This window comes from Reichenbachiella sp., assembly GCF_965233835.1.
GTDB lineage: Bacteria > Bacteroidota > Bacteroidia > Cytophagales > Cyclobacteriaceae > Reichenbachiella.
The window spans coordinates 4651146-4663856 of the sequence record NZ_OZ247585.1; the positions used below are offsets into that span (position 1 = coordinate 4651146).

The window sequence follows — 12711 nt, forward strand, 5'->3', positions numbered from 1 at the left end:
TTAAAAATTATACATTTCAGTTTTCTTAAAGACCATCCATAGGCTAAGTTTCACGATCTCGCCCATATTACGACAAGCCATAAATTTAGGTTCGTGGTAAAATTCGGACAGGTCCTTCTTCAAAGTAGCCACATTTTTAGGAAACGATATGGTATCATCGATCATCGCTCTCATCAAATCGACCACTCGATACTTCGCCACACGCAATCGATTTGCTATCAGCGATCTCTCCTCTTTTTGATATTGACGGACAGTTTCTGGAGTCATATGCTTGAGTCCCATATTGATCAACGCATTGTTCTGCTTGAAATACTGCGGCAAATAAATGTTTTTCCTGCCTTCATACGACTGTTGATCAAAATCAATGGCCTTCAATCGGTAAGATATCTGCTCAAAATCAGGAATAATATTTACGACAAAATTGCTCGAGTGCATATCACCAAGCAGGCGAACAAAACAGCGTTCATTGAACTTGACAAACTCTTTAGCTAAGCGTATCTCATTCAAATTTTTGTCCTTGAGATATTCCTTAATGAACTGATCTCCAGGAATACCTGCAATATGTTCTTCAATCAATGTGTTTTTATGCACTACATAATTGATCCGATTAGGTGACAATAAATGCTCTAATTCCAGTCCATAAATTCGTGAGGCATCAGCATTTTTGATATAGAAGTAGTCAAAATTATCATTGATACGGTTGACTATTCTTACGCGGAAAGGTTTCGTGTTTCCGTATTGACAAATATCCACTCGTTCCACCATCAAGTGATCCATCACGCTCACATCACCATCTGCTTTGATTTCAGAATAGATTTGTTTCAAATCATGATGAATCATCGCCATATCGGATTGTGGATAGAAGACGGTCTCCCACAAAGTATCTACCCCCTGATTATCATATAAGGGAATAGAATTATCATAGCGAAGCAGTGATTCATACTCGATGGGTACAGCGATTGTCCGCTTGTACTTATGCAAGTAGGTTCTCAGTTTTTGACTGATCGTGAACGGAATCTTTTTCTTACTAATAATCGCCATGACGAGGTAATCTAACCACTAATATAAATAGGGTAGTTACTTACCAGACGTATAAGATTGAAAATTATTCTATCTAGGAAAGCTAAGTGTAAACTCAGTTCCTTCATTGACAACAGACTGAACGGAGATATTGCCGTTGTGCTTTCTCATAATCTGCTTGGACAAGCTAAGACCAATACCAGAACCAGATTTTTTTGTAGTAAAGAATGGAATAAAGACCTTCTTTAGGGCCTCTTCGTCTATACCTGTTCCATTGTCTTTAATTTTTACCGTGATACGATCATCACTCTCGACAGCGGCACATACGGAAATTTCCTTAGGTTTTTGTAGCTCATCATTCTCCCCCATGGCCTGGATGGCGTTTTTGATCAAGTTGATTAATACTTGTTCTACCTGTTCTTTATCCACTCGAACCATCAATTGTTCTGGCTCCACACTTAGGTTTATTTTAATATTGTTTTGTTCGATATCAAACCGAAGTAAATTCAATATTGGATTGATCAGGTCGCAGATCAGTATGTCTTCCAATTGTGGGATTGGAATCCTAGTCAGATTTCTGAAGTCACTCACAAACTTGATAAGTCCTTCACTTCGCTTATGAATGGTCTGAAGCGCCATGTGAAAGTCTGAAAGATCATCTTTAGAAATATCCTCAACTTTGAAGTCATCAGCGTATATCTGAGACTCCAATTCTGTTTCCACTGTTGCCGCCAATGAAGAAATGGGCGTCACCGAATTCATGATTTCATGCGTCAAAACTCTAATTAAGTTTTGCCAGGCATCCATCTCCTTCTCTTCCAATTCGCTTTTGATGTTTTGGATAGAAATTAATTTGAATTCTTCATCACGACGCATCAGTTCGATAGCATATATCGCTAACTGTACTTCCTCACCTTTCTTCTCGATTTTCATCAGGTCTCGCCCACCAGTCTTTAGTTCCAATAGACTATTGACTAATTCCTCACTTACACTGCTCAGTTGCTGTACATTTTTCAGGAGGTCAACTCCCAATAACGATTTCGCTGTTGAGTTTATTATCTGCACCTCGCCAGACTTGTCGAATGTGATAATACCAATACCTACATGTTGAACGATAGTTCTCAGGTAGTTATGCTGTGCTTCCTTTTCGGCTCTAATCTCACGGAATTTTTTGATGACATTGTTAAACTGGACATACAAATCATCCATTGAAGTTCCTGTCTTCTTTGTTGAATAAGTATGTGTGAAGTCATCGTATTTAATCGAATTTAAAAAACCAGCCAATTCCTGATTGGTCTTATCTAAATACTTGATAAGTACGTAAATCTCATATATCAACAAAGACCCAACGAGCACTTTAGTGAGTGTGTAAGATTCCGTATAAAATAGGTCAACAAGCAGAATACAAGTACAAAAGATAAGAAGTACCCGAACAATGAGATTGACCTTAAAGTTATTGCTATAGGCCATGCTTTTCCAATCGGCGATAAAGTGATGCTCTGGTTAGCCCTAGTTCTTTAGCGGCCTTTGAGATATTTCCATCGTGGCGATCAATGGCCTTTTTGATTACATTTTTCTCTACTTCATCTAAGTTGAAAGTATCCGACTCTCCATCAGATTGCCCTTCTGGTTTATGATTCAAGAAGAAAAAATCATCAGGAGTCAATGAGGATTCATCACTCATAATTACAGCTCGTTCAATCGCATGTTGCAACTCTCTGATATTGCCTGGCCAATGATATTTTTGTAATTTCTTCAAAGCAGCAGCTCCAATTTTCTTCCCGCTCTTTCTGTATTTGGCACTATAGCTTTTCACAAAGTGATCTGCTAACAAAGGAATGTCTTCAAGTCTCTCTCTCAATGATGGCAGATGAATTTCGACTGTGTTTATTCTATACAACAAATCTTGTCTAAAAGAACCATCTTCAACCATGTCATACACTGGCATGTTCGTAGCACAGATCAAACGAATGTCAATATTAGCTGGTTTGTTTGCTCCAATTTTAGTCACCTGACGGTTTTGAATAACAGTAAGTAGTTTGGACTGCAGAGGCATACTCAAGTTTCCAATCTCATCTAAAAAGAGTGTGCCCTTATTGGCCACTTCAAATCGACCAGTACGGTCTTCCTTAGCATCTGTAAAACTTCCCTTTTTGTGACCGAAAAGCTCACTTTCAAATAGGGTTTCTGTTATTGCCCCCATATCCACACCAACAAAAACATTGTCCTTCCTTAAAGACTGCATATGAATGGCTCGTGAGATCAATTCCTTCCCAGTTCCATTCTCTCCCAAAATCAACACATTGGCATCGGTCTGAGCCACCTTTTCAATAATCTTGAATACATCCTTAATCGCTTGACTTTCACCAATGATTTCCTTGAAAGGCTGGTTTATTTCCTCTTCCAGTTGTTTTTTGGCTGATTTTAACTGATCTACCTCCTTGTAGGATTTTTTAAGCTTTACTGCCGTATTCAGTGTGGCTAGTAATTTTTCGTTTTGCCATGGTTTTAAAACGAAGTCTGTAGCTCCTTCCTTCAACGCTCTAACCGCCATCTCTACATCACCAAACGCGGTGATCAGAATGACTACTGCTTTTGGATCTCGTTCCAATATTTGCTCCAACCAATAAAAGCCCTCTTTACCACTAGTGATATCCTTACTGAAATTCATATCCAATAAAATCACATCGTAGGTATCATTATTCATTAGGAAAGGAATCTTCTTTGGATTCTTTTCGATGATTACATTTTTAGCGTGCTTCTTTAACAACATTTTGGCCGCAAACAACACGTCCTCATCATCATCAATTATTAATATGTTTCCTAGTTCTTTTTCCACGGTATTTAGTTTATTGATTTCGTACTATTCAGAATATGTGCCAAACATAGAAATATATGCCAGCAGCAATTAAAGGACATTTTCATTTATGCTTTAACAAAAAAGCGATCCATATTGAACAAAAAACTGTATCAATATCGGACACAATATAAACAAAAAATAAAGGGAAATGGATGTAGTTTCTGTGATAATCTCGTTTTAAGATCGGCAAAACAAAACGTCACAATTAGACAAAACGAATTGTCACTAAAATGGAAGAACAATTGTTCGCTCTATTTTCTCAACACTATATATCATCCTAACATTCTCATCTACTCCAATAAGAATCATTTTGAAATAATTAAACTTTGAACTCGTTATAGAGTGGGATTCCATTAGCTCCCCATCAGGATAAAAAATGTCAAATACAATTTCTTCTCCATTAAAACTATAACCTATTTTAACATTAAAAGCTCCGTTGTCATAAAATTCGTCAATATCAAATTTCTCTTCAATTTTTAGGTTTTTATAGCTCAATGACAACATTTTTGCTTTATGTCTGGAAGCTGTAGAAATAGTATAGAGAGGATATGGTGATGAAAGCAAAATATCACTTGGGAATATTTTTTCTGTTGAAAATTTAAAATACAATCTCCAGTTTCCACCTTGAATTTGTCTGATATCAATTTTTACGTCATAAGAGTCCAAATTAAAAACTGCTTGATGTAATTCAAAAGAGTGTTTTTTACTCAATAGAGCAATTGATTTGGAATCCTCCTGCCAAGCAGGAGTACTTACTGATTTAGTATTCTGGCCTTCCTTTTTCGTAAGGAGTTGTTCTTTTTTCGATTCAGCTTGAGTATGTTCTTGAATGGAGTTTTCAATCATCGGCATTATCACAGGCTTCAAAAGATACTGAGCTGTCCGTATTAGCATCCATCGGACTTTCAGAATAAGCCATTTGGATATAGAGTAAATTTTCTTTGTAAAGAAACTGAATCCAGAGAAAAAACCGTGCTTTCGAATAAGCTGAAGGACTCCGTTTCCTATCGAACTTAGTACATATAAAATTATTGCTATAGCTATTTCAAAACCCCATTGAGACTGCTCGAGTTCTTGCTTCTTTTCTAAAAAGAAATTCCAAATTTCAGTTAGGTCTATCATTGGCATTAGTTTACCTAACAATATTAACTGATCAGAATGAATTTAGAAAGTCATCATATTCAACATTGATTTAACACCTATTTCATTGTAGGTATTCAAACTCTGCATAACTTTACAATGTCGCGCTTATTAAAGGAGGAATGCCTTAGAGGTTAATCTTTTTCGTCAGGTTTTCTTTACCAGATTTGACTTTAATCACAAAAATTTTCGATTTGATTTCATCGAACTGATATTCCAATTCTGAATCTTTAGCTTGCTTTACGCTTTCCTTTAAAATCAGATTGCCGATGACATCATAAATTTTGATATCCAAGTAGTCTGAGGGTTGATTAATGAATTTAACCTTAAATGAATTGTCGTCTACAGCGGATAGCTCATAATCGAGAGGTTTGACGGCCAGTTTGCTATTGTAATTAAGTGTACTCTCCTCCGGCCTTGCAAAATTCAATGCAGTCTTCTCTTCATTAGCCACCACTGACTCCTGCCCAATTAGGACGGAGCAACAGATCAAGACCAAAGTGATTAAGAGAAGTAGAGGTTTTTTCATTGATTGAATTTAAAAAAAGATCAAGCCAAAACCTTGCCAAGCTGGGCTTTAACTTGATCTTATAATGATATATTTTTAGAAGCAGTTGCCCGCGTCTATTTAGGCCTCTAACACTTCTTCAAATTCCTCTACCGGAATACAGCTACAAAACAGATGTCTGTCTCCATAAGCATTGTCAACTCTACCCACAGAAGGCCAGAATTTATTCGTTCTAAGATACTCTAAAGGATAAGCTGCCTCAGTTCTAGAGTAGCCATGACTCCACTCCTCAGACAATACCGAATCTGCTGTATGTGGTGCATTTTTCAGCACATTATCGTTGGCATCCATCATTCCATTCTCTACTGCCTCTATCTCTTCTCGGATTTGCAACAGTGCATCACAGAACCTGTCCAACTCTTCCTTAGTTTCACTTTCTGTTGGCTCAATCATCAATGTTCCTGCCACTGGAAATGAAACAGTCGGTGCATGAAATCCATAATCCATGAGTCGCTTAGCAATGTCCTCCACTTCTATACCGAATGATTTAAATGCTCTACAGTCAACAATCATTTCATGAGCACATCTTCCATTTGATCCTGTATACAGTATTGGGAACTTAGCTTCCAAACGTGTCTTGATATAGTTTGCGTTAAGAATTGCCATTTTCGTAGCGTTCAACAAACCATCAGGTCCCATCATGGCTACATAACCATAAGATATCGGCAGCACGCCAGCACTACCAAAAGGCGCTGCAGAAATTGATGAGATCGCTTTTCCGTTGTCGATATCAACTAATGCACTGCCGGGAAGGTATGGTGCCAAATGCTCAGCCACTCCAATTGGTCCGATGCCAGGCCCACCTCCACCATGTGGAATGGCAAAAGTTTTATGCAGGTTCAAGTGACAAACGTCCGCGCCAATATGCCCTGGACTAGTCAAGCCTACTTGCGCATTCATGTTGGCACCGTCCATATACACTTGCCCACCATTCTGATGAATGATGTCACAAATTTCAATTACACTTTCCTCAAAAACACCGTGTGTAGATGGGTAGGTAATCATTAGTGAAGACAAGGTCTCTTTATATTGCTCAGCTTTCGCTCTTAAATCAGCTACATCGATATTTCCTCTCTCATCACACTTTACTATCACTACGCTGTTTCCGGCCATTACCGCACTTGCGGGATTAGTTCCGTGTGCGGAAGATGGAATCAATGTCACATTTCTATGTCCTTCTCCTTTATCTGCTTGATAGGCCTTGATAACCAATAGGCCTGCATATTCTCCTTGTGCACCCGAGTTTGGCTGCAAGGAAGTAGTGTAGAAACCTGTAATCTCTGACAGCCACTCTGTTAAATTCGTTATTAGTTCTCTATAGCCTTCCGTCTGATCGACAGGAGCAAATGGATGCATTTGCGCAAATTCTGGCCAAGTGATTGGCACCATTTCAGAAGTCGCGTTCAACTTCATAGTACATGAACCTAAAGAAATCATTGAGTGAGCCAAAGACAAATCTTTATTCTCCAATCTCTTTAAGTATCTAAGCATTTCATGCTCAGATTGATATTTTTGGTAGACTGGATGCTCCATGAAACTTGAAGTTCGATCGAAGTCACCATTAAATTTAATTTCAACATGATTCGCAGCTTCAACCACTGAGGCTTCCTCAATTACTTTTGTTCCAAACTTTCCAAAAATGGAAACCACTTCTACCAATTCGGCAACCGTGTGTGTCTCATCAAAAGCGACGCCAATTGAACCATTATTGTAATAATTGAAATTGATGCCACGAGACTCGGCTTCTGCTTTCACTTTTGCCTTCAGTGAGTCGTCAGCTTTGATTTTCAAAGTATCAAAAAAGACTTGATTTTCTTGTTCGAATCCCATTTCTCCTAGATACTGACTAGCCAATTGAGCTAGACCGTGTATTCTTGAAGCAATTCTTTTTAAACCATTTGGCCCATGATAAACCACGTATGCCCCAGCTATTACACCAAGTAGTACTTGCGCGGTGCAAATATTAGAAGTGGCCTTTTCTCTTCTAATATGTTGTTCTCTGGTTTGCAAAGCCATTCTATAAGCTTTGTTACCATGACTGTCCTGAGAAACACCAATAATCCTTCCAGGAATTTGTCTCTTGTAATCTTCTTTGGTAGCAAAAAAGCCAGCATGAGGTCCTCCGAATCCCATCGGTACACCAAATCTTTGTGTTGTGCCTACGACCACATCAGCACCCATTTCTCCGGGAGGGGTAAGCAATACCAAGCTCATAAGATCAGCCGCTGCTGTGATGAATACCTGATTTTCTTTAGCCACTGAAAAAAGTGCCCTATAGTCTTCTACGCTTCCTTCCGAATTCGGGTACTGCACAATCAGTCCAAAATATTCAGGAGCAGAAATATCAATGTTTTCGTATTTATCAATGACCAACTCTATGCCCAATGGCAAGGCTCTGGTCTTAAGTACATCTAAAGTTTGTGGGAAAATTCTCTCATCCACAAAGTACTTTTGTGCAGACTTCTTATCTTTTTTTCTCAATGAAAACTGCATTGACATCGCTTCTGCAGCTGCCGTTGCTTCATCTAACAGAGAGGCATTGGCTATCTCCATTCCTGTGAGGTCTGAAACCATGGTCTGAAAGTTAACCAAAGCTTCTAACCTTCCTTGTGCTATCTCAGCCTGATACGGTGTATAGGCGGTATACCATCCTGGATTCTCAAGAATATTTCTTTGGATAACTGCTGGAGTGACACAGTTGTAATACCCCAACCCAATAAATGATTTGAAAACTTTATTCTTAGATGCAATCTCCTTTACCGATCTGACATAACTGAATTCATCAAGCGCCTCGGGAATTTTTAAATCAGCTCTTTTTCGAATATTCTCCGGAACTGTTTGGTCGATTAATTCATCTACAGAGTCAACACCAATGGTGTCTAACATCTGTGAAATATCTTCATTGGATGGCCCATTATGACGGTGCTGAAAATGGGTGCGCTCGTTAAGGTTTGCTATCATTTTGGATTCGTGGTTTACGCTTTTCAAACAAATATATTTTCCCTACGAAAATTTGCGCAAATCTAATCTGAATTAGTCAAAAAAATGCGAACTAATTCTCATTAAATGATACTTTATTGGCTTGTGAAATTTGAGTGATTTGAAGCTGGATTTTTTGGGGAGGGGAATCGATACTTGTGGGATTAGGTACCGATGTACCTATTCCCCACAAGATCTTTTCAACCAGCTATGGAAAGAAAGACTATTTAATCCATCTTTCTGTAGCAATAATAACCTCTTTCTTTGTTCTGTTAAATTAAATTCTATGAATCGAAATATTTTTTCGACGAATCTGTCAATTTCTTAGACGAATGAAATGATTTCTTTAACGCCTTTTTTTAGCCTTTTTCGACATCTTTTCTTTTTTGTCATGAAAGGCACCCTGATAGGTAGGATCCATTTTCTTTTTACGATAGTCTATTTCCCGTAGTTGCTCTTGTTTCTCAACGAAAGGCGTCTTTTCTATTTCAACTTCAGTCGGTACAGGTTCAATCTTAATTTTCTGGTCAATTAACTTCTCAATCTGCTTGATATGATACTCCTCCGCTTGGTTTGCAAATGTGATTGCCACACCCGTATTTTCTGCTCTTCCAGTCCGCCCAATTCGATGTACGTAATCCTCATAGATTAATGGCACGTCAAAATTAATTACATGAGAAACCATACTCACATCTAGACCTCTCGCCGCCACATCAGTAGCTACAAGAATTTTTATTTCTCCATTCTTAAAAGCATCAATAGAATTTAATCGGGTATTTTGTGCTTTGTTCCCATGAATCACCTTAACCGATTTGGTAATTTTTCTTTCAATAAACTTGAAAATATTATCGGCATTAGCTTTTGTCTTCACAAAAATGATGACTCTGGTCAACTCATCCTTGACCAACAGACAATCCAGCATGTTAATCTTGCTCTTGAAATTAGGGATCATATACAAGGACTGCGTAATGGTATCGACGGTTGATGACTGAGGGGTTACTTCTACTTTTTCAGGGAATTCGAGAAACTCAGCCGACAGATTTTCCACAATAGCTGACATAGTAGCCGAGAAAAGTAGGTTCTGCCTTTTGACAGGAATAATTTCTAAGATTTGTCGGATTTGGGGCATAAATCCCATATCCATCATCTTATCGGCTTCATCTATCACCAACGTCTTTAATTGTTTGGTAGTGAAAGCCCTTTTTCGATATAGATCCATAAAACGGCCGGGTGTAGCGACTAGTATGTCTATACCTTCTGCTAACTTTTCTTCCTGAACCTTCATGCCTGTTCCTCCATAAATGGCTGTATATCTCAAGTCTACATAGGTGGAGTATTTTTTTATATTCTCATTGATCTGCAAGGCCAACTCCCTGGTGGGTGCAAGTATCAAAGCTCTTGGATCCTGACCCTGGGCATATTTAAGTTTCATTAGCAGTGGCAATACAAAGGCAGCTGTCTTTCCTGTGCCAGTCTGTGCTATTCCCATTACATCGTGTCCAGCAAGTACCAACGGAATGGCTTTCTTTTGAATAGGCGTAGGTGTCGCGTACCCTGCCTCATCAATGGCATTGAGAACTTGTTTGTTGAGCTTAAAATCTGAGAAATTTTCGATGTTATTCGCCATGGATAGCAATTAGAAGCCGAAGCCAATTAATTTTGTGATGCAATTTATCAAGTTTCATTCGATTCTTGGCGTTAATTGCATCAAACAGACTTTCATCGTATAAAATCACAAGAATGGCTAAATACACGCTCATCAAAAACGCTAAAATGGTAAACGAGGGAGCAATGCTGGCTCACGACGTGTTAATTAAAGATCAGCGCATAGAAAAGATAGGTTTTGGCCTTTCGCATGAGACAGCTGAGGTAATAGATGCTGACGGCAAATTTTTACTTCCTGGCCTTATTGATGATCAAGTACACTTCAGAGAGCCTGGGCTGACACACAAAGCCAACATATTTACGGAAAGTAGAGCTGCAGTGGCTGGTGGTATTACTTCATTTATGGAAATGCCCAATACTGTACCCAATGCCTTAACGCAAGAGTTGCTGCAAGACAAGTATGACATTGCTGCAAAGTCCTCTTTAGCCAATTACTCATTTTTCATGGGAGCTTCCAATGACAACATAGAGGAGGTCATGAAAACCAGCCGTCAAGATGTCTGCGGAATCAAAGTATTCATGGGATCTTCTACGGGCAATATGTTAGTGGACGACGAAAAGACTTTATCCGAATTGTTCTCAAGAGCTGAGCTTATCGTAGCGGCGCACTGTGAAGATGAAAGCACTGTGCGCAGAAACACAGAATTGTTTCGTGAGAAATACGAGGATAAAATTCCATTTACTGCTCATCCTTTGATTCGAAGTGAGGAAGCTTGTTATCTTTCGTCTTCTAAGGCGGTAGCACTGGCAAAAGCCAACAATACGAAATTTCATGTACTGCACATCTCAACAGGAAAGGAAACTGAGCTTTTTGACAATTCTACTCCATTAAAAGACAAGTTGGTCACTTCTGAGGCTTGTATCCACCACATGTGGTTTTCTGACGAGGATTATCTTACCAAAGGAGGATTGATCAAATGGAACCCAGCAGTAAAAACGGCTTTTGACAGAGATACAATATTCCAAGCCATGTTAGATGACAAAATCGATGTAATAGCTACTGACCATGCACCACACACGATGGAGGAAAAGAACAATGGCTATTTAAACTGCCCTTCTGGAGGCCCCTTGGTTCAACATGCTCTACCTGCTATGCTAGAGCATCACTTGAATGGAAAGATCTCAATCGAACGTGTGGTCGAAAAAATGTGTCACAACCCAGCCATTCTATTTGAGGTAAAAGAAAGAGGATACATCAGAGAAGGGTACTATGCAGATTTGGTGCTTGTGGATACGGATGACAACTGGACAGTTCAAAAAGAAAATGTACTCTCAAAATGTGGCTGGAGCCCGTTTGAAGGCCAGACTTTTCGCAGTAAAATCACCCACACTTTCGTCTCAGGACACTTGGCTTATGCCAATGGTGAGATGAACGAAGGGGTAAATGGTATGCGCTTATCCTTCGATAGAAAATAAATGCAAGATTAGTTTTGGAAATTAAGAATACAAATTTCTAAATTTGCACTCCTTTTTAAGGGATCGACCAGCGGGTTGATAACAAATGGTGATTGTAGTTCAGTTGGTTAGAACGCCTGATTGTGGTTCAGGAGGTCGCCGGTTCGAGTCCGGTCTTTCACCCAGAAAGCTTCGCAGAAATGCGGAGCTTTTTTTGTTTTATAGACTTTGAGTTAACCTTGGCCCTAGAGGTCGTCGAACTAGGCGTCCCGTTTCAGTCGGGTCTTTCACCCAGAAAAGCAGCATTTGAGATTCAAACGCTGCTTTTTTTACCTTACTACTACAAATAACAGGTTGCCTTTAGACGCAGTATATTTTCCTGACTGGTAAATGACTCGTCGATTTGATTTCTCGAGCGCTGTCGATAATAAGACATAATTAGTTTCCATTGATCGCTTAGCCTATAGCTCAATCCACACTCCAAGCGTACACGATTAGAAAATCGTTCTTTTTCATTGTCCTGTTTTACAAAGAATGCTTCAGTCGATATCAACAAATTCAGAGATTTGTTCATTGACGGGCTTTTTTGAGTCAGTGCCATCGTCATGCCTAGCTGATTTCGAACACGCAATGACCCTGAGTTCAACTCTGGAGTACTAAAGTAAAGTTGTCTCCACTCAAACTTTAAATGGTCGTAAAATATAAATCTGCCTTTATTTAGAAAATCTAATTTAGCTCCCAGTACCGGTCGCAATTCCCTCCTATTCAGTGTATCATTTTCATTTGTTGAGAGTCCTTTCAGCGCACCCTTCAATTCCAAATTCGGAATCAATAAATAGTCAGCCCCAGCCGTGCCTATCCAACTATTCCAATTGTTTTCGCTATCGTACTCAGACTGATACTCCAACTGACCTTTTATTACAAAGTCGGATTCTGTATTGATTTTTACCTCACCCGCCATCCAAAGTTGGCCTGATCCCTTCGAGTCCTGCGCTTCAACCTTAGTAGATACCAAGAAGCCTATCAAAATATAAAGTCCACACCATATGATTGAAGGCTGAAACATGGTTTTCCTTAGCTTCTG

At 39.1% G+C, this 12711-nt stretch carries 9 protein-coding genes and 1 tRNA gene; 2 read left to right on the plus strand and 8 right to left on the minus strand.

Going from position 1 to position 12711, the window contains the following annotated elements; all coding sequences use genetic code 11:
- The 7 genes from ACO6S2_RS19670 to ACO6S2_RS19700 all read right to left on the minus strand — a co-directional run bounded on the left by ACO6S2_RS19670 (nt 1) and on the right by ACO6S2_RS19700 (nt 10194).
- Nucleotides 1–1041, minus strand: a complete 1041-nt coding sequence (locus ACO6S2_RS19670) for a hypothetical protein (RefSeq protein WP_422360270.1) — start codon at nt 1039–1041, stop codon at nt 1–3.
- A gap of 69 nt (nt 1042–1110) precedes the next feature.
- Nucleotides 1111–2490 (minus strand): sensor histidine kinase, encoded by a 1380-nt coding sequence (locus tag ACO6S2_RS19675; protein ID WP_422360271.1) that lies wholly within the window; start codon nt 2488–2490, stop codon nt 1111–1113.
- Nucleotides 2480–3859 carry a sigma-54-dependent transcriptional regulator gene (locus tag ACO6S2_RS19680; RefSeq protein ID WP_422360272.1) on the minus strand — a complete coding sequence of 460 codons (1380 nt, stop codon included), beginning with the start codon at nt 3857–3859 and terminating at the stop codon, nt 2480–2482. Before ACO6S2_RS19680 ends, ACO6S2_RS19675 begins: the two co-directional genes overlap by 11 nt.
- A gap of 246 nt (nt 3860–4105) precedes the next feature.
- Nucleotides 4106–4732, minus strand: coding sequence for a hypothetical protein (locus tag ACO6S2_RS19685; protein ID WP_422360273.1), 627 nt, complete (start codon nt 4730–4732; stop codon nt 4106–4108).
- Nucleotides 4733–5147: 415 nt separating this feature from the next.
- The gene (locus tag ACO6S2_RS19690; protein WP_422360274.1) at nt 5148–5549 is read right to left on the minus strand and encodes a hypothetical protein; all 402 of its coding nucleotides are present in this window, start codon (nt 5547–5549) and stop codon (nt 5148–5150) included.
- A gap of 99 nt (nt 5550–5648) precedes the next feature.
- Nucleotides 5649–8549: an aminomethyl-transferring glycine dehydrogenase gene (gene gcvP, locus ACO6S2_RS19695; RefSeq protein ID WP_422360275.1), complete on the minus strand. Its 2901-nt coding sequence runs from the start codon at nt 8547–8549 to the stop codon at nt 5649–5651.
- A 364-nt stretch (nt 8550–8913) separates the two neighbouring features.
- Entirely contained in the window at nt 8914–10194 is a 1281-nt protein-coding gene (locus ACO6S2_RS19700) for a DEAD/DEAH box helicase (RefSeq protein ID WP_422360276.1), read from the minus strand.
- Between the two features lie 113 nt (nt 10195–10307).
- Here ACO6S2_RS19700 and ACO6S2_RS19705 point away from each other — a divergent pair, with 113 nt between their 5' ends.
- Nucleotides 10308–11648, plus strand: a complete 1341-nt coding sequence (locus ACO6S2_RS19705; RefSeq protein WP_422360277.1) for a dihydroorotase — start codon at nt 10308–10310, stop codon at nt 11646–11648.
- A gap of 87 nt (nt 11649–11735) precedes the next feature.
- Nucleotides 11736–11811, plus strand: a tRNA-His gene (locus tag ACO6S2_RS19710).
- A 156-nt stretch (nt 11812–11967) separates the two neighbouring features.
- On the opposite strand, the gene ACO6S2_RS19715 is transcribed toward ACO6S2_RS19710, so the two are convergent.
- Complete coding sequence (locus tag ACO6S2_RS19715) at nt 11968–12693, minus strand: DUF2490 domain-containing protein (RefSeq protein WP_422360278.1); 726 nt, start codon at nt 12691–12693, stop codon at nt 11968–11970.
- Between the last annotated feature and the right edge of the window lie 18 nt (nt 12694–12711).